26 protein-coding genes and 1 tRNA gene are annotated in these 24,742 nt (G+C 35.8%); 16 read left to right on the top strand and 11 right to left on the bottom strand.

Annotation, left to right across the window (positions count from 1 at the left end; translation table 11 throughout):
- Positions 1-228 precede the first annotated feature (228 nt).
- The 5 genes from rlmN (at position 229) to BXY58_RS06260 (ending at position 4,567) form a co-directional block, all read left to right on the top strand.
- A complete protein-coding gene (gene rlmN / locus BXY58_RS06280; RefSeq protein ID WP_120212972.1) occupies positions 229-1,263 on the top strand; it encodes a dual-specificity RNA methyltransferase RlmN in 1,035 nt (344 codons plus the stop codon).
- Positions 1,263-1,724 (top strand): hypothetical protein, encoded by a 462-nt coding sequence (locus BXY58_RS06275; protein WP_120212971.1) that lies wholly within the window; start codon positions 1,263-1,265, stop codon positions 1,722-1,724. The genes rlmN and BXY58_RS06275 overlap by 1 nt, the downstream gene beginning before the upstream one ends.
- A 67-nt stretch (positions 1,725-1,791) precedes the next feature.
- Positions 1,792-2,670, top strand: a complete 879-nt coding sequence (locus BXY58_RS06270) for a hypothetical protein (RefSeq protein ID WP_120212970.1) — start codon at positions 1,792-1,794, stop codon at positions 2,668-2,670.
- A 39-nt stretch (positions 2,671-2,709) separates the two neighbouring features.
- Complete coding sequence (locus tag BXY58_RS06265) at positions 2,710-3,291, top strand: LOG family protein (RefSeq protein ID WP_120212969.1); 582 nt, start codon at positions 2,710-2,712, stop codon at positions 3,289-3,291.
- A gap of 298 nt (positions 3,292-3,589) precedes the next feature.
- Entirely contained in the window at positions 3,590-4,567 is a 978-nt protein-coding gene (locus BXY58_RS06260) for a polyprenyl synthetase family protein (RefSeq protein ID WP_120212968.1), read from the top strand.
- Between the two features lie 2 nt (positions 4,568-4,569).
- On the opposite strand, the gene BXY58_RS06255 is transcribed toward BXY58_RS06260, so the two are convergent.
- Positions 4,570-4,776: a helix-turn-helix domain-containing protein gene (locus BXY58_RS06255; RefSeq protein ID WP_120212967.1), complete on the bottom strand. Its 207-nt coding sequence runs from the start codon at positions 4,774-4,776 to the stop codon at positions 4,570-4,572.
- 3 nt (positions 4,777-4,779) lie between these two features.
- Complete coding sequence (locus BXY58_RS06250) at positions 4,780-5,316, bottom strand: DUF2975 domain-containing protein (protein WP_120212966.1); 537 nt, start codon at positions 5,314-5,316, stop codon at positions 4,780-4,782.
- A gap of 138 nt (positions 5,317-5,454) precedes the next feature.
- Between BXY58_RS06250 and BXY58_RS06245 the strand changes: the two genes are divergently transcribed.
- From BXY58_RS06245 to BXY58_RS06230, 4 genes are all read left to right on the top strand, one after another.
- Positions 5,455-6,732: a replication-associated recombination protein A gene (locus BXY58_RS06245; RefSeq protein ID WP_120212965.1), complete on the top strand. Its 1,278-nt coding sequence runs from the start codon at positions 5,455-5,457 to the stop codon at positions 6,730-6,732.
- 91 nt (positions 6,733-6,823) lie between these two features.
- Positions 6,824-7,504, top strand: coding sequence for a DedA family protein (locus BXY58_RS06240; protein ID WP_074233728.1), 681 nt, complete (start codon positions 6,824-6,826; stop codon positions 7,502-7,504).
- 310 nt (positions 7,505-7,814) lie between these two features.
- Complete coding sequence (locus BXY58_RS06235; RefSeq protein ID WP_120212964.1) at positions 7,815-8,792, top strand: 2-hydroxyacid dehydrogenase; 978 nt, start codon at positions 7,815-7,817, stop codon at positions 8,790-8,792.
- Positions 8,793-8,855: 63 nt separating this feature from the next.
- Entirely contained in the window at positions 8,856-9,155 is a 300-nt protein-coding gene (locus BXY58_RS06230) for a hypothetical protein (RefSeq protein ID WP_120212963.1), read from the top strand.
- Positions 9,156-9,193: 38 nt separating this feature from the next.
- On the opposite strand, the gene BXY58_RS06225 is transcribed toward BXY58_RS06230, so the two are convergent.
- Positions 9,194-9,583, bottom strand: coding sequence for an acyl-CoA thioesterase (locus BXY58_RS06225; protein WP_120213252.1), 390 nt, complete (start codon positions 9,581-9,583; stop codon positions 9,194-9,196).
- A gap of 274 nt (positions 9,584-9,857) precedes the next feature.
- On the opposite strand from BXY58_RS06225, the gene BXY58_RS06220 reads away from it, so the two are divergent.
- Complete coding sequence (locus tag BXY58_RS06220) at positions 9,858-11,843, top strand: urocanate hydratase (protein ID WP_120212962.1); 1,986 nt, start codon at positions 9,858-9,860, stop codon at positions 11,841-11,843.
- 60 nt (positions 11,844-11,903) lie between these two features.
- Here BXY58_RS06220 and BXY58_RS06215 read toward each other — a convergent pair whose 3' ends face one another.
- A complete protein-coding gene (locus BXY58_RS06215) occupies positions 11,904-12,518 on the bottom strand; it encodes an HNH endonuclease (RefSeq protein WP_120212961.1) in 615 nt (204 codons plus the stop codon).
- Position 12,519: 1 nt separating this feature from the next.
- The gene (locus tag BXY58_RS06210) at positions 12,520-13,671 is read right to left on the bottom strand and encodes an AAA family ATPase (protein ID WP_120212960.1); all 1,152 of its coding nucleotides are present in this window, start codon (positions 13,669-13,671) and stop codon (positions 12,520-12,522) included.
- Between the two features lie 299 nt (positions 13,672-13,970).
- Between BXY58_RS06210 and BXY58_RS06205 the strand changes: the two genes are divergently transcribed.
- The 5 genes from BXY58_RS06205 (at position 13,971) to BXY58_RS06185 (ending at position 19,991) form a co-directional block, all read left to right on the top strand.
- Positions 13,971-14,669: a DUF6261 family protein gene (locus tag BXY58_RS06205; RefSeq protein ID WP_120212959.1), complete on the top strand. Its 699-nt coding sequence runs from the start codon at positions 13,971-13,973 to the stop codon at positions 14,667-14,669.
- Positions 14,670-15,038: 369 nt separating this feature from the next.
- Positions 15,039-15,797, top strand: a complete 759-nt coding sequence (locus BXY58_RS06200; RefSeq protein ID WP_120212958.1) for a Rossmann-fold NAD(P)-binding domain-containing protein — start codon at positions 15,039-15,041, stop codon at positions 15,795-15,797.
- A 139-nt stretch (positions 15,798-15,936) separates the two neighbouring features.
- Positions 15,937-16,326: a DoxX family protein gene (locus tag BXY58_RS06195; RefSeq protein ID WP_120213251.1), complete on the top strand. Its 390-nt coding sequence runs from the start codon at positions 15,937-15,939 to the stop codon at positions 16,324-16,326.
- 239 nt (positions 16,327-16,565) lie between these two features.
- A complete protein-coding gene (locus tag BXY58_RS06190) occupies positions 16,566-18,191 on the top strand; it encodes an NADP-dependent glyceraldehyde-3-phosphate dehydrogenase (protein ID WP_120212957.1) in 1,626 nt (541 codons plus the stop codon).
- 348 nt (positions 18,192-18,539) lie between these two features.
- The gene (locus BXY58_RS06185) at positions 18,540-19,991 is read left to right on the top strand and encodes an LptF/LptG family permease (RefSeq protein WP_120212956.1); all 1,452 of its coding nucleotides are present in this window, start codon (positions 18,540-18,542) and stop codon (positions 19,989-19,991) included.
- A gap of 59 nt (positions 19,992-20,050) precedes the next feature.
- Here the strand turns inward: BXY58_RS06185 and BXY58_RS06180 are convergent, their stop codons facing one another.
- The 3 genes from BXY58_RS06180 to BXY58_RS06170 all read right to left on the bottom strand — a co-directional run bounded on the left by BXY58_RS06180 (position 20,051) and on the right by BXY58_RS06170 (position 21,314).
- Complete coding sequence (locus BXY58_RS06180) at positions 20,051-20,563, bottom strand: CinA family protein (protein ID WP_120212955.1); 513 nt, start codon at positions 20,561-20,563, stop codon at positions 20,051-20,053.
- 72 nt (positions 20,564-20,635) lie between these two features.
- The gene (locus BXY58_RS06175; protein WP_120212954.1) at positions 20,636-20,935 is read right to left on the bottom strand and encodes a hypothetical protein; all 300 of its coding nucleotides are present in this window, start codon (positions 20,933-20,935) and stop codon (positions 20,636-20,638) included.
- 256 nt (positions 20,936-21,191) lie between these two features.
- Positions 21,192-21,314 (bottom strand): helix-turn-helix domain-containing protein, encoded by a 123-nt coding sequence (locus BXY58_RS06170; protein ID WP_262891347.1) that lies wholly within the window; start codon positions 21,312-21,314, stop codon positions 21,192-21,194.
- 350 nt (positions 21,315-21,664) lie between these two features.
- Here BXY58_RS06170 and BXY58_RS06165 point away from each other — a divergent pair, with 350 nt between their 5' ends.
- Entirely contained in the window at positions 21,665-22,210 is a 546-nt protein-coding gene (locus tag BXY58_RS06165; RefSeq protein WP_120212952.1) for a hypothetical protein, read from the top strand.
- A gap of 71 nt (positions 22,211-22,281) precedes the next feature.
- On the opposite strand, the gene BXY58_RS06160 is transcribed toward BXY58_RS06165, so the two are convergent.
- The 3 genes from BXY58_RS06160 to BXY58_RS06150 form a co-directional block, all read right to left on the bottom strand.
- Positions 22,282-22,368 (bottom strand) — tRNA-Ser (locus BXY58_RS06160).
- Between the two features lie 45 nt (positions 22,369-22,413).
- Complete coding sequence (locus BXY58_RS06155; protein WP_120212951.1) at positions 22,414-23,433, bottom strand: asparaginase; 1,020 nt, start codon at positions 23,431-23,433, stop codon at positions 22,414-22,416.
- 258 nt (positions 23,434-23,691) lie between these two features.
- Positions 23,692-24,648: a D-2-hydroxyacid dehydrogenase gene (locus BXY58_RS06150; protein ID WP_185140463.1), complete on the bottom strand. Its 957-nt coding sequence runs from the start codon at positions 24,646-24,648 to the stop codon at positions 23,692-23,694.
- Positions 24,649-24,742 lie beyond the last annotated feature (94 nt).

Here is a 24,742-nt window from a genome sequence, read left to right as displayed (position 1 = left end):
AAGAATTATCAATCTATTAATAAAGTCGAATTATAATTCCCAATACTTTAATTTCAATAATTAAAATTACCGTTTCCAAGTCATAATTAATTATCAATGTAAAACTTAGCTAAGAAATTATCTTTCAAAAAAAAGAAAACTCAAGATTATCAAATGTATCTATCGTTTCATTATTGGATTTTTAAATTGTTACATTAAACGTATCTTTGCAAAAATTTTCAGAAAGCATTGAAAGATATCCGCACACTTTCCCTCGATCAGCTCAAAGATTACTTCAGCACAATTGGTGACAAGCCGTTTCGTGCCAAGCAAGTCTATGATTGGCTGTGGAGTAAGAATCTGCACTCTTTTGATGAGATGACCAATCTTTCAAAAAATCTTCGTGATAATCTTTCCCGCGATTTTTTCATCAACCCGATTGCTGTCGATCTATTACAAAAATCAACGGACGGAACCATTAAAAACGGCGTCAAACTTCACGACGGATTAATGGTAGAATCGGTTCTGATTCCGACAGAAACGCGTTCTACGGCCTGTGTCTCTTCTCAAGTTGGCTGTTCTCTGAACTGCGAATTCTGCGCCACAGCCAAACTAAAAAGAATGCGAAATCTGGAAGTGGCAGAAATCGTAGACCAAGTTGCTTTGATTGACCGACAAAGTAAAGAATATTTTGACAGACCGCTCACAAACATCGTATTTATGGGAATGGGCGAACCGATGATGAATTACAAAAACGTTGTCGAAGCTATTCATAAAATCACGAAACCAGACGGTCTGGGAATGTCGCCAAGAAGAATTACCGTTTCAACATCCGGAATTCCGAAGATGATAAAAATGCTGGCCGATGAAGAACTGAAAGTAAAACTGGCACTGTCTCTCCACTCTGCAATTGAACATAAACGTAATGAAATAATGCCTTTTTCTGATAAATTTCCTTTGACTGATATTATGGATTCGTTGCAGTATTGGTATCAGAAAACAGGTTCTCCGGTCACTTTTGAATATTGTGTTTGGAAAGGAATCAATGACGGCGATGAAGATATCAAAGCATTGATCAAGTATTGCCGACAAGTTCCAAGTAAAGTCAATCTAATCCAATATAACCCGATTGGCGAAGGAAAATTTGATCACAGAAGTATTGAAGCCGAGCAAAAATATGTCCGCGAACTGGAAAAAGCCGGAATTACTATTGTTGTAAGAAAAAGCCGAGGTGGCGATATCGACGCAGCTTGTGGACAATTGGCGAATAAAACGGCGGAGTAATGATTGCTTTTTTAGAAATAATTTATTTTATTTTTTTCAGTATATCAGTCATTTCATTTTTGATATATATTTATAAATCACTGAGAAAACAATCCGATTTCAAATACTTTTTAATTACATTATTATTTTTTGTCATTAATATATTTATTGATAATGAATTATCAAATTTGGTAATAAATGAAATTAAAACAGAAATAAATAATTCTAATAAAATTATTTTTATTAATGACAATAAGAATCAAATTGAAATCAATAAAAATTCACCCGAATTAAAAATCAATACTAGTTCTCGAAAACATAGCGAGAAAAAAATTGAAAATTATCTTTTAATGTCTCCAAAAAACATAAGAATAATATTAAAAGAAGATTCGAAAAGCAAAGGTAAATTCTGGATAAAATATCCAAAATATTATTTTTCAAATATTAAAGCAATCGGTTATTTAGAAGTTAATTCTAGGTAAATTCTTTAACAGTACTTTAATCCATAAAATTTTACGTTCAAAAAATCAATTCTTATTTTTACAAAATATGAAAAGGATTTTTTACATCTTATTGATTCTCTCAGGATTTCAAATCTCAGCACAGAAAGCGCAGTCACTGAATCTAAAGAAATATAAAATCGCTGTTTTAAGCGATTCTTTGCAAGAATCTTCTGGTTTAACTAATATTAATGGAAGACTTTTCTCGTTCAATGACAGCGGCAAAACCAGCGAAATTTTTGAAATAAAACCAGGGAGTTCAAATATTGAAAAGACTTTTCAAACCGGATTAAAAAACATAGATTGGGAAGCTATTACGAATGATGGTGAAAATTTTTATATTGGAGAATTCGGGAATAATCTGGGAACAAGAAAAGATTTGAAAGTGTATGAAATCCCTTTCAGAAATGATTCTTTGATGGTTAATTCTATCAAGACCATTCCGTTCTTTTATCCGGAACAAATTGATTTTTCGCCAAAAAACATCAATAATAATTTTGATGCGGAAGCGATGATTTTCTTGGATGGGAATGTTCATCTTTTTACCAAAGAATGGATTACAAATACGGTTTCTCATTATGTCATCGACAAAAACCTGACAGAAAATCAGCCTGCTCAAAAACTGGAATCTTTTAAAACTGGATTTGTTGTGACCGATGCTTCTTTTTTTGAAAATAAATTATACGTTGTAGGTTACACCAAAAAAGCTTCGGTTTATCTTATGATTTTCGAAAAAGATGATTCTGGAAATCTATTTTTCAACAAGCCACCAAAAAAGTTTTCTTTAGGAAGAGCTTTCAAAATTGGTCAAATCGAAGGTATTACGGCAACTGAAAAAGGAATTTATATCTCTGGAGAGCGATTCAGTATCAAAATCAAAAAAGTGCCTCAAAGTCTCTACTTTGTTCCGTTTGAAGATTTGCAATAATTATATTTGCATATTACTTTAATCAAAATCCAATAAGAAATGAAAAGAATTACGGTATTCTGTGGTTCAAGTTTTGGGACAGATGACGTTTACAAATCGCAGGCAAAATTATTAGGAAAAACATTAGCAGAACATCAAATCGAATTGGTTTACGGAGGTGCTAATGTAGGTTTGATGGGCGCAGTAGCGGACGGCGTTTTAGAGAACGGAGGAAAAGCTATTGGTGTTTTGCCTAACTTTTTAAAATCCAAAGAAATTGCTCACGAGCATTTGACAGACCTTATTTTGGTGGAAACGATGCACGAAAGAAAAACCAAAATGAACGAGCTTTGCGATGGCGTAATTGCTTTGCCGGGCGGTTTCGGAACTTTGGAAGAGTTTTTTGAAATGTTGACCTGGGCGCAATTGGGACTTCATAAAAAACCGATTGCCATTTTGAATACCGCTGGTTTTTACGATTCCCTAATCACTTTTGTCCAAACTATGGTTGACAAAGGTTTTCTGAAAGAAGTTAACCGAGATATGATTTTAATAAGCGATGATACTGATGAACTTATCGCAATGATGAAAAACTATGTTGCGCCAGACGTTGCAAAATGGATTAATAAAGAACGTGTTTGATTCTATTGTTAATTTAAAAATGCATTAATTCTACATTGTAATGGATTTTTATTCTGTGATAAAAATCAAAAAGCGTTTCAAAGTCTTTATTTTATTCCTTTGAAAGATTTATAATATTTATATTTGTAGAATAGTTTTTGGTCAATCGATAGACAAATCTTCAACATAGCCCCGATTGTAGTGGAAATCCTTTTTGTTTTCCCTCGGAAAACAAAAAGATTGCAACGGAAAGCGGGTTAGAATGTTGATAATAAGTTGAATGTTGTTGCTCCAAAAATATAATCTCTAAACGCAAACAGTGGCCAATACAGTAGAACTAATCAAAGCTCCGATTTCTGAAGAAATGAAACTTTTTGAACAAAAGTTTTATGAATCGATGAAAAGTAATGTTGCTCTGCTGGATAAAGTCACACGTTTCATTGTTACCACAAAAGGGAAACAAATGCGCCCGATGTTTGTTTTTCTATGCGCAAAACTGGTCGGAAATGTGAACGAAAAAACGTTCCGCGGCGCCAGTATGATTGAGTTGATTCATACAGCGACTTTGGTTCACGATGATGTTGTGGATGAGAGTTTTAAACGCCGGAATTTCTTTTCCATCAATGCACTTTGGAAGAATAAAATTGCAGTGTTGGTTGGCGATTATCTACTTTCGAAATCGGTTTTGCTTTCTACGGATAACAAAGATTTTGATTTGCTAGCTGTGATTTCCAGAACGATCAGAGAAATGTCTGAAGGCGAATTGCTTCAGTTGGAAAAAGCCAGAAAACTGGACATCACAGAAGATGTTTATTACGAAATCATCCGTCAGAAAACAGCCACTCTTATTGCGGCTTGCTGCGAAGTTGGTGTTTTGTCCAATGGCGTGGATGAAGCGACTGCGAAAAAAATGCAAGAATTCGGCACTTACACGGGAATGGCTTTCCAGATCAAGGATGACCTTTTTGATTATCAGACAAGCAATATCATTGGAAAACCTGTAGGAATCGATATCAAGGAACAGAAGATGACTCTGCCTTTGATTTATACTTTGAAAAATGCGAGCCCTGAGAATTACAAAAAATATTTCGCAACTATAAAGCGTTATAACAACGATTCTAAAAAAGTTCGCGAGCTGGTAGAATTTGTAAAGTCTTCCGGCGGAATGGATTATGCTATCCAGACAATGAAAGATTACCAGCAAAAAGCACTTGACATTCTTGCTGAATTCCCAGACAATGAGGCCAAAGCCTCTCTTAAACTGATGCTGGATTATGTGATTAGCAGAAAACTTTAATTTTATTTTTCCCGATATTCCAAAATATCTGCAGGCTGGCAATCCAGAACTTTACAAATTGCCTCCAAAGTACTGAAACGAATAGCTTTTGCTTTTCCGGTTTTCAAAATCGAAAGGTTGGAAAGTGTTAAATCTACTTTTTCAGACAGCTCATTCAATGACATTTTTCGTTTTGCCATCATTACGTCTAGGTTTACAATTATTGGCATAAGTTAAACTGTTAAATCGTTTTCTTCCTGTAATTCCACGCCTCTTTTGAAAATCTGAGCAATAATATGAATTACAGCTCCCATAAAAATAAATCCTTCACTATCTGCCAAAAATTGGTTTAAGTTGGCAGGAACAAAACTATGGTCATTCAAATTTTCAACAACTTGTTTTGCAATGTAACTCAATAATCCTATTGAAAGGCTATAATAACTAATCATAGAAATTTTCTTTGCAACAAAAGTGCTGAAAGGTTTTGACAGATTCATTTTATGCATTAGTGTAATCACCGTATAAAAAAGAACAGCTTTTAGAATTGAAATGATTAAAATAAAGCTGTAAATGCTAAAAAACTCAAATCTACTTTCTTTATACATTTGGGTTAAATCTAACTTTTGATAGAGGTTCTGGATAAGCTCAGGATTATAAAGATGGAAAACGAAATTGACGATTAATCCTCCTGCTTCAATCGATAAGCCTACAAATATTATCCAAGCTATGGCATATAAACCCCAAAATATGAAATTGTTTGTTTTTGACATTTTTTTTAAATTTTAAATATTATTCAAATGTAATAAATATTTATTGATAAACAATAAATATTTTCTCCTTATCAAATAATTTATTTTTTAACAAAGTTAAAATTTCAACAAAGTCTTTTAATTCCGTAATTTTGAAATATGAACAATTCTCCACTTGCAGAAATCTTACGTCCGAAAACTCTCGACGATGTTTTAGGGCAAGAACATTTGACCGGAAAAAATGGAACGATCCGCAAAATGCTGGAAAATGACACCATCAATTCATTGATTTTTTGGGGACCGCCGGGAACTGGAAAAACAACACTGGCAGAAATTATCTCTGAAAAATCCGGCAGGAAATTCTATAAACTATCTGCTGTTTCTTCTGGAGTGAAAGATGTAAGAGACGTGATTGATGAAGCTAAAAAGCAAAATCTTTTTTCAGGAAAAAGTCCTATTTTGTTCATTGATGAGATTCATAGGTTTAATAAGTCTCAACAGGATTCTTTGCTTCACGCCGTTGAAAAAGGTTGGATTGTTCTTATTGGTGCTACAACAGAAAATCCTAGCTTTGAAGTTGTTTCGGCTTTACTGTCACGTTCTCAAGTCTATATTTTAAAAGCATTGACTTTTGAAAAACTGGAAGAATTAGCCGACATCAGCACTTCAAAATACAACGAATTAAATAATACCAAATTTTCTCTTGAAGAAAAGCAAGCCTTCATCCAATATTCTGGAGGTGATGCAAGGAAATTGATTAACTCTGTGGAGTTGGTTCTTAATCAATTCAAGTCAGCGAAGAAAAATAAAATATCCAACAAAGACGTACTTTCTGTTTTGCAGGAAAATATGGCTTTGTATGATAAAAATGGTGAGCAGCATTATGATATCATTTCAGCTTTCATCAAATCGATGCGAGGTTCTGATCCCAATGGCGCAGTTTATTGGTTGGCCAGAATGTTGGTTGGCGGAGAAGACATCAAATTCATTGCCCGAAGAATGATGATTCTTGCAGCAGAAGACATTGGTTTAGCCAATCCAAATGCATTAGTAATCGCAAACAATTGCTTCCAAGCTATCAATGTAATTGGAAATCCGGAAGCAAGAATCATTCTGAGTGAAACCGCTGTTTACCTTGCCGTTTCTCCAAAAAGCAATTCAACTTATAACGCTATCAACGAGGCAATGGCTTTTGTGAAAAAAACCGGCGACTTGCCCGTTCCGTTACATCTCAGAAATGCACCAACCAAACTGATGAAAAATCTCGATTATGGTAAAGATTATCAATATGCGCATTCTTATGAAGGTAACTTTGTAGATTTAGAATTTCTACCAGATGACATAAAAGGTACAGCATTTTATCAACCGGCTAATAACTCTACAGAGAAAAAAATCAAGGAACAACTCAAAGACAAATGGGGCGACAAATATTACTAAACATCGTGGTTTACGTTAAATAATCCTAAAAATTTATTTTAAACCAATTATTTCAGATTGCTTTTAATATATTTGCTGAAGACATATATCTATGGAACACTTCGAGAGTTGGAAAGACTTACTGAACCCAGAATTTTACATCAAATTAGGTGGGTTTTGGCTTATTTTATTCATCATTTTTGCAGAAACCGGGCTATTTGTAGGTTTCTTTTTACCGGGCGACAGTTTACTTTTCATTTCCGGGATTTACGCCGTTCAAATCATTGATACCACTTTTGGTTCCACAGGTTCAGATTTTCTGGATACTACTATTTTAGCAACTGCAGTTGCTATTGCAGCTATTATCGGGAACGAAATTGGTTATTGGTTTGGTTACAAAAGCGGACCATTGTTGTATGAGAGAAAAGACTCATTCTTTTTCAAGAAAAAATACTTGTTCAAAGCCCACGATTTCTTCGAAGAACACGGCGCTGTAGCAGTTATTTTATCCAGATTCTTACCCATCGTGAGAACCTTTTCCCCTATCGTTGCGGGAATTGTAAAAATGAGCAAACCAAAATTCTTCTTTTATAACGTTATAGGCGCTATACTTTGGTCATTCACAATGATTTATGCAGGACATTATCTGGACAAATTATTTATGGATCAATTTGGAATAGACCTCAAGAAAAAACTGGAAATCATTATCCTAATCATCGTTTTGGTCACCACTTTGCCAATTATTATCAAATTCTTTTTCTCAAAAGACAAAGAAAGACCAACACAGGAATAATTTTTGATAATCAATATCAGACAAAATATAGAAACCGGAAGTCATTTCCGGTTTTTGCATTTTTAAAATTTGACTATGTTGAATCTTTTTTTAGGTTTGGGCAGCTTTATCCGTCCTCCCTTCCCGCTTTTTTCTTTTTCTGTAAAAAGAAAAAGAGCTCCACTCAGGCCGGGCTGCTTGTAATTCGGTGTTTAAAACCTTTTATAATAGAAGCGCTTTCGTGAACCTAAAAACATACAGGTTAAATAAAAAACTTTGAGAGCTTTGTGTTAAATTAAAAACCAACAAATTAATATTAATCAATTCAAAAATGAAAGTATTCATCAACAATAGAATTCCACAAATAGGAATTGGTATTTTAAAAGAAAACAATCTGGAAATCATAACTCCTGAAACCGAAAATCCATCATACGAAGAATGGCTGGAAAACTGCAAACAAGCAGACATCATTCTAAACATTGGTGGAAAAAATAAATATAACAAAGAATTCTTCGACAACTGCCCCAATGTAAAAGCCATTGCACTATTCTCGGTAGGTTTTGACCAAGTCGATATTGCAGAGGCTACAAAACGAAAAATTCCAATTGGAAACACACCAGATGTTCTCAGCAGAGCCACCTCCGATGTAGCTTTTCTTTTAATGCAAATGGTTTCCAGAAAAGTCAATTATAATATCGAAAAGGTAAAATCCGGAAATTGGAAAGACTTTGATGCTTTGGAAGAGCTCGGTCAAGAATTATATAACAAAACTTTAGGCATTTTTGGACTGGGAAGGATCGGTTTCGAAATGGCAGAAAAATGCAAAGCCGCTTTTGGAATGAACATCATATATCATAACAGAAGTCATAATGAACAAGCTGAGAAAGAACTCGGAGCAAAATATGTCACTTTTGACGAATTAATTCAAGAGTCAGATATCATCAGTATTCACGCCAATTACACAGCAGAACAAGCTGGTATTTTCAACAAAGAAACGTTCGAGAAAATGAAACCAAATTTGATTTTCATCAATACAGCACGAGGTGGTTTCCACAATGAAAAAGATCTGTTCGAAGCATTAAAATCGGGAAAAATTTGGGGCGCAGGTTTAGACGTAACTAATCCAGAACCGATGGATAAAGAAAATCCCCTACTGCAACTTCCGAATGTTTGTGTTCTTCCGCATATTGGATCAGCAACCATAGAAGCCAGAAATGGAATGTCAAAATTGGCGGCGGAAAACATAGTGGCTTTCGCAAAAGGCGAAAAAATGCCAACTTGTGTCAATCCCGAAATTTATGATAATTAATTCTTAAAAATCTCAGCTTGGAATCATATTTGTCTTAGCTGTCTTAACTAAAATCAAAATATTATGACACCAGAAGATAACATCAACGAACAAGAAAGAAAATTAAGAGAAATGGATTACAATCCGGGCGAAGATATCTTTAACCGAGAAGAACACGTTCCTTTGGACGGCGATGGAAATCCTATAAAAGATCCAAGTCAGGTGAATGACGAAATGCCATTCGGACTAGATGTTCCGGGCGCAGAAGATGATGATAATTTTGAACAGATCAATGATCAATTGCCTGACGAAGAAAATAATTATTACAGCCAAAGTGACAACGAGGACGACCACGAAGAACAAAACGAAGACCTCATCGAATAAAACCAAAAGCTTACTGAATACAGTAAGCTTTTTTATTTCTAGTTTTCAAAGATTCTTGCCGGCTTTTTATTTTCATCAATAGCGACAAGAGTAAAATCTCCTGAAACAGCTTTTTCACGAGTGTCAGCATACATCTCCTCGATGAATATTTCAATATTGACTTTTACGCTGGTATTCCCAACATATTTTACTTTTCCAATCAATTCTACCAAAGTATCTGCAGGAATCGGTTTTTTAAAATCTATTCTATCACAACTTACTGTTACAAAGGATTTTCTGGCGAAACGAGTAGCAGTCATAAAAGCCACTTCATCCATCATTTCCATTACTTTTCCTCCGAACATTGTATTATGATGATTGGTTGTATTTGGGAATACAACTTTGAAGACGTGGGTTTCCGACTCCTTAATTTTGGCTTCGTAATTCATTTCTTTTTTAGAATTTAGATTAAACATTGAAATGAATAGAAAATCAAATTTCTACTTCAAATCGCGAAAGTTTTTGGGGATCCGACTTTCCGCCTCAGCGAATCACGGTTGCGCGACAGTTCGTGACTTGCACACGATTCACCCTTTATTTTTATGAGTGCAAATATAAGTGATATCAATTTATATGAAAGATTTTGTTAGTGTTTTTCAAATTGAATATCTTTAAAACCACAAAACAAACTTTAAACATTGAACCTTAAACTATAAACTTTCAATGACTTTCCAACAACAAATACAACAGGGAATTCCATCCGAACTACCTCAGCCAAAACCATACGAACAAAGTATCAATCACGCGCCGAAACGTAAAGAAATCTTAACGGATGAAGAGAAAAAATTAGCTCTGAAAAATGCTCTACGTTATTTCAATCCAAAATTCCACGCAGAATTGTTGCCGGAATTCAAGGAAGAACTGGAGAAATACGGAAGGATTTATATGTATCGTTTCCGTCCGGATTATGAGATGAAAGCGAGAGATATTGCAGAATATCCGGGAAAATCGGAGCAGGCAAAAGCGATTATGCTGATGATCCAAAACAACCTGGATTATGCCGTGGCGCAACATCCTCACGAATTGATTACTTATGGTGGAAATGGTGCAGTTTTCTCGAACTGGGCGCAGTATCTTTTGACAATGAAATATCTGTCTGAAATGACTGACGAACAAACATTAACGATGTATTCCGGACATCCGATGGGGTTATTTCCTTCACATAAAGATGCACCAAGAGTAGTGGTAACGAACGGAATGATGATCCCGAATTATTCTAAACCCGATGATTGGGAGAAATTCAACGCTTTGGGTGTGACACAGTACGGGCAAATGACGGCAGGATCTTATATGTACATCGGTCCGCAGGGAATTGTTCACGGAACAACGATTACGGTTTTGAATGCTTTCAGAAAAATAAATAAAGAGCCAAAAGGCGGATTATTCGTAACTTCAGGACTGGGCGGAATGTCCGGAGCTCAGCCAAAGGCTGGAAATATCGCAGGTTGCGTAACTGTCATTGCAGAAGTGAATCCAAAGATTACCAAAATCCGTCACGATCAGAAATGGGTGAATGAAATTCACGAAAATCTGGATGAATTGGTTGCAAGAGTGAAAAAAGCTCAGGAAAATCAGGAAACAGTTTCTCTGGCTTATCTTGGAAATATCGTTGAGGTTTGGGAGAAATTCGATGCAGAAAATTTAAGAATCGATATCGGTTCAGACCAGACTTCGCTACACAATCCTTGGGCTGGAGGTTATTATCCGGTCGGACAAACCTTTGAGGAATCCAATACGATGATGGCAGAAGATCCTGAATTATTCAAAGAAAAAGTTCAGGAAACCTTGAGAAGACACGCTGCAGCAATCAATAAACATACAGAAAAAGGAACGTATTTCTTCGATTACGGAAATGCTTTCTTGTTGGAAGCTTCAAGAGCCGGAGCCGATGTAATGGCAGAAAATCCTACGTTGGGAAGAGAATTTAAATACCCAAGTTATGTTCAGGATATTATGGGACCGATGTGTTTCGATTATGGTTTCGGACCGTTCCGTTGGGTTTGTACCAGCGGAAAACCGGGAGATTTGCAGAAAACAGACGAAATTGCCTGTCAGGTTTTAGAGGAAATGATCAAAAATTCTCCCGAAGAAATCCAACAGCAGATGAAAGACAACATCCAATGGATCAAAGGTGCGCAGGAAAATAAATTGGTTGTTGGTTCACAGGCGAGAATTTTATACGCCGATGCCGAAGGAAGAATGAAAATTGCAGAAGCTTTCAACAAAGCGATTAAAAACGGAGAGATTGGAGCTGTAGTTTTAGGAAGAGATCATCACGATGTTTCGGGCACGGATTCGCCGTATAGAGAGACTTCCAATATTTATGACGGCTCGAGATTTACGGCAGATATGGCGATTCATAATGTGATTGGCGACAGTTTCCGTGGGGCGACCTGGGTTTCTATTCACAACGGTGGTGGCGTTGGCTGGGGCGAAGTGATCAACGGTGGTTTCGGGATGTTGCTCGATGGAAGTGATGATGCCGACAGAAGATTAAAATCGATGCTGTTCTGGGACGTGAATAACGGAATTTCAAGACGAAGCTGGGCAAGAAATGAAGGTGCTGTTTTCGCCATCAAAAGAGCGATGGAAGCCGAGCCGAATTTGAAAGTGACGTTGCCGAATTTTGTGGATGAGAGTTTGTTTTAAAACTTTTTAGATATGGAAAAACCTGCTGTGAGGCAGGTTTTTTTATTTAAGTAATAAAAACTATAGTTTAGTTGCTAAAGCTTTAAAAGCAGACTTTGTATCTTCAGGTAAATCAGGATTTAATTCAACGCCCTGAATTTTAACCCCTTGTACATTATCAAATGTATCTATTTCTATTCTGTCTAAATGAAAATAATTATAAGTATACTTTCCTTTTTCAGTTTTTTTTATATATTTTATTAATTTTTTATTATTCCTAATCGTAGCTTCATAGTCTATATGGTCAAAATAATTATCAAAATTAGGGTGTATAAAAAAGTATTTATTTGAAATTCTATAATCAGGCTTTATTGTTTTTAGATCAACAATAAAATCGATTCTATCATTTTTGATAGTCATATTACATCTTTTACACGAAATGTTCAAATTTTCAATATCAAACATATATTCTTTAAATAAAGAATTAGCTTTTGGAAGAATATGTTCAATATCAATCACCATATTAAATTCATCTTGAAAATCTCTTTTACAATAGCAACACTGCTCAGAATCATTTGTCCTGTAATGAGTTTTAATCCTTCTCTTAATTGGATCTAATATTTTATTTTTCCAAATATCTCCACCTTCAGATTTTGCTTGCTCGATAATCTGTAGTTCTTCACTTGTATAAACCATTCTAAGAGTAATTTTTTGCTAAATCTAAAATTCCTAACAATGCATTTTTTTGTTGAACATCATACGAATTATTTATTAGGCCATTAATGATGTTTTCAAAATTTGAATATGAGATTTTTAGTTCAGTCAATAAATTGAATTTATCAATTACAAATTGCGAAATAAATCTATTTTCCGGAGTCGTGACGTCAAAATAATAATCATATATTTCTTCAACATTCTTTAAATCTTCAGGTTGTTTAATGAATTCACCAAATGATTTTCCTTTAAAAATATTGACATTTTTAATATTTAATTCTGCACCATTAATAATTAAGGGAGAATGCGTTGCAATTATTATTTTAGGTTGATAGAAATAAAATAAGTCAATTAATTTTTTAACATACTCAATCTGCCATTTTGGATGAAGGCTGTTTTCGGGTTCATCAATTATGATTACAGATTCATTTTGAATATTTGCACTTATATATATTAGAGATGCTATTAATGTTAATTCCCCTGAACTAGCATTACTTAATAGAAAAAAATTATCATTCTTAAATAATGTTACATCTATTTTTTTTAAAACATTAATTTTTTTTAGTTTGTTTTCATATTTTAAAATTCTCAAAAATAATCTGTTTTTATATTTTTCATAATCATTATTATTGCTAAAATCCAATACAAATCTAGTATCACCTTCATAAAATAATTCAAAAGAGTTGTTTAATGAGATTACTAGGTCTTCTTTTTCAGAATCATTAAAGATATTTGACATTAAAATCAATTCTCTGTAATCCGAATTTAAACTATGTATATTAAATTCAATAATGGGCTTAAAATCTATATAATTAAATACGTTAGAAAGATTAAAAAAGCTCTTAGAGTCATAACTATCTAGTAAATTTATAACTTGCGTAATAGACTGCTTAGCAATATTTTTTCCTTTTGAACTTTTAAGTATTTTAGCTTTATATGACTTTAATGTAAATTTATCATATATAGTATTTGCAATACATATGACTGGTTTCCCTTTATTTAAATGGTGTTTTGCAATATCATTTAAATAAGTACTTTTCCCGCATCCATTTACACCTACTAGAATGCTAACATCTTCATCTGATATTGACTTTTCAAATAATTCAATATTTTCATTGTTATTAAAAAAAAACATTTTATTATGGTTAAAAGTTTATTATTCAAATATAATAAACTTTTAACCTTCGTTTAAAAATTAATAGTATTTACATTTATTACAAATTACCCTATTTGTAACCAAATACAACTTACATTTTGATAAAACAAGCTTGTTTGTAATCAAATACACTTTACATTAGTTTAAAACAGGGTTATTTGCGATCAAATACAACTGTATTTTGTTTCCAACAATATTGTTTGTGAGTTAATACTAAATTTTTATATTTGTTTTAAGGATTTAGTTCCATTATTAATAACAAAAACACATTTTTACTGATGAAAATTACATTAGCACGTCTGAGCACCAAAGACCTTGCGACTTTGGCTCAGAGAATTATTTCAAACATTCAGTCAGGAAAATATCCTGTGATCTCCAACCATCCTTTGACCGCAACTTTGCAGACCTCCTACTCGACGTATGATCTGGTCTATACTAAGCAGATCTACAGCGGGAAAGGTAAAGAGGTGGCCACGGCAGACCACGAAAGAGATGTATCTTACACCAATCTGAAAGCATTTCTTAACGGTTACCGAAAACTTCAGACAGCACCTAATTATCAGTCGGCGGAAGATTTGTACAATGTTTTCAAAACTTTTGGACTGAATCTTGACCGTTTAAGCTATTCCTCACAAACCGCCCAGATGAAAAAGCTGATCGAAGAACTGGAAACTCCGCAAAACCAACAGAAATTAACGCTTCTTTCCCTTAATCCTGCCTTTACGGAAATGAAAACCAAGCACGAGGCTTTCGAAACCATATTCGCAGATCAGGCAGAAGCTAATGCAGATCTGAGACAGATGACCAGCGCCTCTGCCATCCGCAAAGACCTAGAGAAAAACCTGAAAGCGTATCTCAATCTGTTGACAGTCATGAAAGAAGTTCCGGGTTGGGAACTGCTCTACACCGATACGAATGAGCTGGTAAAGGCAGCGAAAAATTCTGATGTCAAAAGGAAGGAAGAAAAACCAGTGTAAATTATGAGAACTCAGCGGAATGCTGAGTTTTTTTGTTGTTTTGCATGCACCGTCACCTCGAGTAACGTAGCGAAGCGGAATGTATCTAGAAGTTTGGGTTTTGAAAAATAGTTTTGTTGTCAGTTCAAGGGTTCTCGATACATTTTTTCTACACTTCGTTTCGAAAAAACACTCGAACTGACGAGGCGAAATAATGGAGCGCCATTGCGAGGAGACACGACGAAGCAATCTGTTGAACTTATTACGTCATCCCGAACAGATTGCTTCGTCGTTCGTGCCTCACTTCTCGCAATGACGACGATACAAAAACAATTTTTATTCATTGTAATATACATTAAATCGATATTTTTGAAGCATCGAAATAAATCAATGAAAAAACTAGGCATCATCGGCTGCGGCTGGCTGGGAACCCACATCGCAGAAAGAGTATCTGACCGATATGAAATCTTCGCAACTACAACTACAGAATCAAAAATAGAAGACTTAGAGTCTAAAGGATTTCGTACTACTTTGGCGTGTTTTCCAGATGAGATCAATCCTGAAATGAAGGAATGGGAAGTTGCATCTGAACTTGATGCTGTCATTGTTACCATTCCGTTTTCCGGGATCAGAGGAATGCAGGTTTCCATGAAGGAAAGGCAGCAAAATCTTCTCAAATTTTTAGGAGATTTCAAAGGGCAGTTATTCCTCATGAGCTCCACAGGCGTTTATCCGGCTTGGGATAAAGACTTCGTTGAGGAAGACCAATCGCCTTTTGAAGTAGAAAGCGAGGCATTCATTTTAAAACAATTCCTCCAGACCAACATTTTGAGATTAGCCGGACTGATGGGTGATCAGAGACTTTTGAAGAATTACAATATTTCTCAGCTGGATCAGTTAGTGAATCATATTCATTATGCGGATATTTGTTCTGTTGTAGAGAAAATGCTGAACAATCAATCGCAATCCAAAGTTTACAATGTCGTTGCACCCATTCATCCGAACAAAGAAGAAGTCATCAACGCACAGAAAGGACTCTCCTACTCTGATGAGCGTACGACCAAAGGCAGAACGATCTCTCCTGAAAAATTAATTAAGGAATTGGATTTTGAGTTTCAATATCCCGATCCACGGTATTTTCATTTGTAGATTTGACCCAAAACCAAAAAAGCAACTCTGGCAAACTGTCAAAAACATATCTATGAAAACAAAGCTTTAAAGATATTTTAACATCCCATTCCAAGCTTTGGAATCATTCTTGAACCTCATCCAAAAAAATAGTTCAAAAATGGAAGCCAATACAATCAAAACCATCGCAAAATACGGATTAGGCGCAATGTTGATTTCGGCAGGAATCGGACACCTCACATTCGCTAGAAAAGAATTCCAAGCCCAAGTTCCAGAATGGGTGCCATTGGAAAAAGATGACACCGTAGTCTATTCCGGAATCGTTGAAATCGCAATGGGCGTTGCAGTGATTGCGACACCAAAGAAATATGAATCGCTTGTTGGAAAAGCGGTCGCTGGATTATTCACCGCCGTTTTCCCTGGAAACTACACCCAGTACAAAGAAAGAAGAAACGCCTTTGGACTGAACACAGATAATAAAAGATTCGCCAGATTATTTATGCAACCAGCTTTGATCGCTTGGGCTTTGAAGTCTACAGACGGCAAATGATTCTCTTACAAAGTCTTCGACTCTACTCAGACTGACATCTCTAGCAAATTGCATTAGAATTGTCCTGCTGAGCGGAGTCGAAGCATCTGCAAAAGATTCGAATCAAAACTCAATTTACAGTTGAGTTTTTTTTATTTCTGCATAGAATAAATCTATGTTAACAAACACTAAGAATCAATCTTTATCTCTAAATTTATACTTCGAAAAATCGAATTTAATTTCACATTAAATCAAAAACTATGAGTTCAGCACAAAGTAATTTCAAAAACTTATTCAAATCAGAAAACGAAATTCCCGAAGAATATCAAGTTCCCATCATCCATCAAAGAGAATATCTTCTCAACGGAGAATTGGTTCAATGGAACGGCGATGTCACCGAAATCTATTCACCAGTTTGCATCCCAACAGAAAACGGATTGGAAAGAAAACTTCTAGGTAGCATCCCGAATATCGGTCCAAAAGAAGCTCTTGATGTTTTGGATGCTTGCGTAAAAGCCTATGACAATGGACTCGGCGAATGGCCGACAATGTCTGTAGAAGGCAGAATCCAATGTATGCAAAAGTTTGTTTACCTGATGATTAAAGAACGTGATCTGGTTATCAAATTACTGATGTGGGAAATTGGTAAAACTCTCCCCGATTCTACCAAAGAATTTGACAGAACCGTAGATTACATCAACCAAACAATTGACGCACTGAAAGACCTCGACAGAGAATCTTCCCGTTTCCAGCAAGCAGAAGGAACCATTGCGCAAATCAGAAGAGCGCCACTCGGAGTTGTACTCAGTATGGGACCTTTCAATTATCCATTGAATGAGATTTTCACAACGTTGATTCCTGCCCTGATAATGGGAAATACAATCTTATTCAAATTACCAAAACACGGTGTTCTCGCCCATTATCCTTTATTGAAAGCTTTCCAAGAAGCATTTCCGAAAGGAACTGTGAATACTTTATATGGAAAAGGTTCAGAGATCATCACGCCAATTATGGAAAGTGGAAAAGTGAATGTTCTGGCTTTCATTGGATCAAGTAAAGTAGCGAATGGATTGAAAAAACTTCATCCGAAAGTGAACAGATTGAGAGCAATTCTTAGTCTTGATGCGAAAAACGCTGCAATTGTTACCAAAAATGCTAATCTGGATATTGCAGTCAGCGAAATTATTTTAGGTTCATTATCTTTCAATGGACAACGTTGTACAGCGCTTAAATTAATCTTCGTTCAGAAAGATGTTGCGGAAGAATTTACTCAGAAATTAACAGCAGCTGTTTCGGTTATGAAAGGAGGATTGCCTTGGGAAAAAGATGTGAAAATCACACCACTTCCGGAAGTCAACAAACCGCCTTATTTGGAAGAATGTATCGCTGATGCTATCTCAAAAGGTGCAAAAGTACTGAACGAAAATGGTGGTTACAACGAGGCTTCTTTCGTTTTCCCGGCCGTAGTTTACCCTGTGAATGATCAAATGAAACTGTACCACGAAGAGCAATTTGGCCCGGTGATTCCGGTGGTGCCATTTGAAACGATAGAAGAACCCATCGATTATCAGGTCAATGCAGACCACGGGATGCAGGTGAGTATCTTCAGTGAAGATGCGATGGAAGTGTCGAAACTGATTGATCCGTTTGTCAACTTGGTAAGTCGTGTGAACATTAATTGCCAGGCGCAACGTGGACCGGATGTTTTCCCTTTCACCGGAAGAAAAGACAGCGCAGAAGGTACGCTGTCTGTTTTTGATGCGCTGAGATCGTTCTCCATCCGATCTTTAGTCGCGGCAAAAATCACAGATTCCAACAAGGACTTACTGAACACCATTGTGAGAGATCACGATTCTAATTTTCTAAGTACCGATTATATTTTTTAAAAATGCTAGATCTATTCTAGTTTTTTAGACCTTTCAAATTCTGTCCGCAGTTGGTATCAGCTGCGGACTTTTATTTTTATCATTGAATTGCACGCAGCCCGACTTATCTCCAATTTCTTATTTATTTTTATTTGAATCGATGAACCACTTCGTTAGGTTTGAGCGAAAATCCTTTTTACGCAACGTAGTGGAGTGAAAAGATTGACTAAGTCGAACCACTCTGTTAGGTTTGGGAGCGGAAGGCGGATTAAGCTGCCTAAAATAAAATTTATAAAATATTGCTAAAATTCTGGAATCGATTTCAGTATTGCTTTTTTTTACAGTATTTTTGAAGTCTAAATTTCTGAATTGAAAAAATTAGACCAATATATCATCAAGACTTTTTTCGGGCCGTTTCTGTTTATCTTCAGTGTATTGTTCTTCATCTTCATTGTGAACATTATCTGGACACAAATGTCGCAGCTGACAGGAAAAGGTCTTACTTACTGGGAAATTACCAAGTTTCTTTTTTATCTGGGAATCAGTGTTGTGAGCATGGTGTTGCCACTTACCATCCTACTCTCTTCCATTATGACTTTTGGAGATTTTGGAGAACGGTATGAGCTGGCTGCGATGAAAGCCGCGGGAATCTCGCTTGTACGGGTGATGATGCCACTTTTCGTAACGGTGTCCCTGCTTTCTGTCGCACTTTTCTTCTTTTCCAATAATATCATTCCCGATTTCCAGCGGAAAGCGAAGAATATGATGTTCAATATCATCTCTTCCAAACCTGCGATCAACTTTACACCTGGGGTTTTTATCGATCAGATCTCGGGTTATTCAGTGAAGTTTGATAAAATCTACGGAGAGAAAGGTGAAAAACTGGAAGGCGTTTTTCTTCACAAGAATGCAAGTCCCTACGACGATCAACAAACCATTATTGCAAAAAGTGGAAAATTTGCTCCTGCTGTTGACAGAAATTATCTGAAACTGATTCTCTATAACGGTTATGTTTTCACAGATGATATCTCGAATAAATCCTATAACGAGAGAATGAAACAACCCAATCAGTCGGTAAGATTTGATAGTTTGGTCAATCATTTTGACATCAGTGAGTTGATCAACAACGCCATCGAAAAGGAAAAAATTACAGACGACTATCGTTTCCAGACTTACAGCGAAGTTAACGAAACACTGACCAAAAACAGAAAAGATAATAATGTAACACTCAGCTCAATCGCATCGCCGATTATCTCTCAGACGAACAATTATGTTCAGTACATTGATAAATCCAAAACCAAAGAAAAAATCAAAGAGCCTTATAAAATTGATACGCTCAAAAAAGATAAAAAACTGGAGATCCTCTGGAATGCTTACAATAAAATAGATGCCCTGAAAACAAGTGCCGAATCTAATGAAAACTCGATAAAAGATACAATCAAACAACATAACAAGATTGTAATGTACCAACAGAGAATCATATCCTACTCCTTCACTTGTATCATTTTCTTTTTGATTGGGGCCAGCTTGGGATCGATTATCAGAAAAGGTGGAATGGGGTTACCAGTTGTTATCGCGATTGTTATTTTCATCATCTTCTATGTTTTGAATTTATCCGTAGAGAATCTCTCCTGGAAAGGTGCGATCAATCCTTATCTAGCCACCTGGATCCCGAATATGGTTTTGTTTCCGTTCAGCGTATGGCTGACTTACAAAGCATTGACAGACTCCCAGTTATTTGATATCGAAAAATACCGGGCTCTCTTCAAACCAATTATTGAGAAGTTTTCCAAACCAAAAGAACATCAGCGTTATCAATAAAATAAAAACCTCTGACAGCATTCTATCAGAGGTTTCTTATGAAGAAGAAAGAAAAGATTTTAATTTTTAAAAGCCAGCTGTAAGAGATGCTTTTTAACTTCGCATCGCAAACAGCTCAGGATACATTCTGTAAAATAATTTTGCGCATCTATCGCTTTCGTTAAAGGATGCAGCTCTATCTTATCGGAAAGAATAATCTCCCCAAGATAAGAAATGCTGTAATAAGCAAAAATCTCTTCACCCGACTCCGGAACCGGCGTAGCATAACCTGTAGTAGCAATAGACCAGTCTGTCCCAAACTTCTCAGCAACATTAAGCGCCATTAGTTCCGTGATCTCCTGGGAAACACAATTCACAGCTCGTGCTTCTGAAGGATCAATACCCAGATGTTTTACTTTCTCTTCCAGAGTATAAGCCGTTAATCCTCCTCTGTAAAACTTTTCTGCATCGGGCATCTGAGAAAAAGCCAGCTGCACAAATCCCGATGTTACACTTTCTGCAATAGAAATCGTCTCATTCCTGTCGATCAGATAATAGCTGATTTTGTCTAATAGTATCTTTGGAAAATCCATAAGTTTGATTTTTGATGTGGTTAAATATTATTATTAATCTCAGCCTAACAAAAGCTTTGCCAGACCTTGTTTTCAAACCGAAACATTAACATATTTTTCAAAATAATGGAAATCTTCCTTCTTGGTAATGGTAAGATGAAACATCAGCTGGATCGGATCTTTGATACCAATACTTTCAAAACAATCAAAATTAGCAATCGATGCACGGATTTTTTCCATTTTCAAATCCTTTAAAATAACAAACAGAAGGAAAATATTACGGTTGATTTCCTTGGCATAGATCACTGCTTCTTTCTCGAATTTTTTACCATTGTTCAAAACATTCAGGAAACTTTCGGACTTAAGAGATTTTTGTAGCTTTTCACAGTTCATATCATATATATTTTAGAAGGTTAGAAGAAATTACCTCTCAAACTCATCAAGAGAGGTAATTTCGAAAAGAATGGATTGATAAGAGTCTATTGTGAATTATCTACCTCAACATTTTTGATTCATTAAAAAACGAAGAAGCATAATATAAAGTCTAAAGCATTCTCTTAAAAAGAGACTTTTAAGTTATTGTATACCAAAGGTAAACAATATGACATTTGTCAGTTTATGATCCAAATCATATCTTTCAAAAATAATTCTAATACAGAATTTTTCTATTCCGGATTTTCAGGAGATTCTTTTTTTCCATCGCCTTAAGCGTTCTGATTGTGGTTTCTACACAAAGCCCTGTAAGATTCGCCATCTGTTGCCTATTATTAATAAATAATATAAATTGATTAATTAACTAAATATTATTCAAATTCAAATAAAATAATTAACAATAACGAAAATAAAACAAAATGCAATTTCGCAATAATAGAAGCAGATGAAATGGTGTCAGCCGGTAATATTGGAGAATGGATAATTCGGAATGAATATACATTTTAATTATAAAAAAAATTTAGTAAAAAAAACATAATTATAATTAATTATGTTTCAATTAATTATAAAACAAGATTAATTATTACTATCAGCCTTAGATAAAAAAACATGTCTTTGAAACATTAATTTTCAAATCATTATGAATTATGATTATAAAGTATCTATATTCGTATATCAAAAACTGATGTTATGAGAAAAATAATTCTATCTGTTTTTGCCGTCGCAATCCTGCAATCCTGTGTTGTTTCTACGGCCGCAAAAGTGGTAAAAGGTGTTGCTAAAGTCGGCTACAAAACGGTAAAAGGAACCGTGAAAGGCGTAAGCTGGGCAGTCAGCAAAGCTAACGGAAAAATTGATGAAGACCGTATCGACGGAACCTGGAAAGTAATTGGTGTTTACAAAGGTTCTTTTGAGGCTTTCACTAATGACCAGAATCCGGACAGTTCTTTCGAGAGCGAATGCACCGAGGGTTTTGACCAGATTATCTTCAATTCCAAAAAATCGAAATTCAAACCTGTGCATTGCAGCACAGAAAAAGTGGATTGGGAAAAATATGATTTCGAATTTGGCAAAAATCCTTTAACCAAAGAGAAAGAAAACTATATAGAATATAACTCCAGCAATTATATTTCTGTAATCGACATCAACAGCAAAACAATGATCCTGGAAGGTAATCTGATGCCTAAATTGGCTTTCTCCGGCGGGAAGCTGTACCTTTTGGAAAAGGTGAAGTAACTTAGATTTGCATAAATAAAAAAGCCGTCTAAAATTTTAGATGGCTTTTTTGTTTAAGTTTTTCAACTCTGCAGAGAGGAAGGGATTCGAACCCTCGATACAGTTACCCGTATACTACCTTTCCAGGGTAGCTCCTTCAACCACTCGGACACCTCTCTAATTGAGGTTGCAAATATAATGAAATATCCGAAGTTTCAAAACGTTTATTGAAAGTCTTCGGAAATTTCTCCGCAAATAGTTTCTGTAAAAGTCTCCGAAAAAGGTTTATGATAGTTCGGATTCTTCAAAATATGCATCACTTTGGTAATTGCTGCTTCAGCCGTCATATCTTTTCCGCTGATTGCTCCTACTTTTGTAAAAATATTACTGTTGCTGTATTTCCCGAAGCTGATGCCGCCGGAAATACATTGACTGATCACTACAATTTCAATTCCACGGTTTCTCAATTCCTGAAGTACATTTTGGGTTTTATCGCTATTAAAAATAGTTCCCGAACCAAAAACCTGTAAGACAATTGCTTCCGGCGTTTTGAGTTCCAATAAAGACTCGAAGTTCATTCCGGGGAAGATTCTGTAGAACAAAACATTTTCATTGAGATAAGTGTCCAGTTCGAATTCGCCTTCTGGTTTCCAAAGCAAATCTTTTTCGATATTAAGATGAACGCCGGACTGTCCAAGAATAGGATAATTAGGACTTTGATAAGCGTCAAAAAATTCGGCAGAATATTTCAGACTTCGGTTTCCACGCAGAAGTTTGTACTCAAAGTAAACTGCCACTTCTTTTATAACAGCATCATCATTTTCATAAAGACTGGCGTAATATAAGCTCGTCAACAGATTTTCTTTTGCATCCGTTCTCAAATCTCCAATTGGCAATTGAGAACCCGTCAAAATCACAGGTTTACCAAGATTCTTCAACATAAAACTAAGTGCAGAAGCCGTGTAAGACATCGTATCTGTGCCGTGAAGAATCAGAAAACCATCAAAAGCATCATAATTTTTATGAATCCATTCTGCTATCATCCGCCATTCCCGAGGTCCCATATCGGACGAATCGACCGGATTTTCGAATGGATGAACAGAAACTTCGCATTCAATAAGATTCATTTCCGGAATTCTTTTGAAAATAGTTGAAAAATCGAATGGAACAAGGCTTCCTGTGTTGTAATCTTTTTCCATCCCGATGGTTCCGCCGGTGTATATCAATAGGACTTTTCTTTTCATAGACTAATGTTGATTCGAAGGTCAAAACTGCAGCCCGACTTATCTCCTTTTTCTTTATTTTCTTTTTGAATCGATGAATCTCGTTACTCGATTTGAGCGGAAATCCTTTTTGTGGAGCAAAGCGGAACAAAAAAATTGGGAGCGGAAGGCGGATTAAGCTGCCATAAAAAACCTCAGCAAAAGTAAAATTTTAATCTGAATCGGAAAAATAAAAAATGCCCGTCTAAAAACGAGCATTGATTTTATATTTAAGTTAAATTATTTAACCAAAAGAATACTAGCAATCTGATTTGCCAACTCGGTTCCGATTCTGTCCTGAGCTTCCTCTGTAGCCGCTCCGGTGTGAGGTGTCAAAGAGATTTTTGGGTGCGTCAGGATTCTCTCAGAAGGTGTAGGTTCGTTCTCGAAAACATCAAGACCTGCAAAAGCCAACTTTCCAGAATCTAAAGCTTCTATCAAAGCTTCTTCATCAATCACGCCGCCTCTGGCACAGTTCACAATCGCTGCGCCGGTTTTCATTTTATCCAGTTCCGCTTTACCGATGATTGGACCATTCTGAGCCGGAACGTGAAGCGTAATAAAATCCGAATGCTGAATCAACTGCTCCAACGGCTCCGTTTCTATCTCCACATTGATATATTGACTGTTGTAGAAATCTACACGTACACTTGCTTTCCCGATTCTGGTGTCAGAAGCAATTACTTTCATTCCCAATCCAAGTGCGATTCTTGCAACCTCCTGCCCGATTCTTCCGATTCCTACGATTCCGATAGTTTTACCTCTCAGTTCAACGCCTTTTTCGTAAGCTTTCTTCAATTTTGCAAACTCAGTATTACCTTTCATAGGCATCTGCCTGTTAGAATCTTGTAAAAATCTGCTTCCTGAGAAAAGATGCGCGAAAACCAATTCCGCTACAGATTCCGAAGAAGCTGCTGGCGTATTAATCACGTGTTTTCCTTTCTCTCTCGCATAGGCAACTTCGATATTGTCCATTCCGACACCACCACGGCCGATAATCTCCAAACTCGGGCAATTATCTACCATTTCCTTGGTCACCTTCGTCGCACTTCTCACAAGCAAAACTGTAACCTGATTTTCATTGATATAAGTGATTAGGTTTTCCTGAGCTACTTTATCAGTAATTACCTCGAACCCGTTTTGTAATAGTGCATTGATTCCGGACTGTGTAAGTCCATCATTAGCAAGTACTTTCATTATATTTTATATTTTTTGAGAACAGAATCTGTTCATTAATTAATTGGTTTAGGAGCTTAATCCCGCTTTCCGTTGCAATCTTTTGCTTTTTCAT

This window comes from Epilithonimonas arachidiradicis (assembly GCF_003610695.1).
Lineage (GTDB): Bacteria > Bacteroidota > Bacteroidia > Flavobacteriales > Weeksellaceae > Epilithonimonas > Epilithonimonas arachidiradicis.
This window is presented reverse-complemented; position numbering and strand designations above follow the sequence as displayed.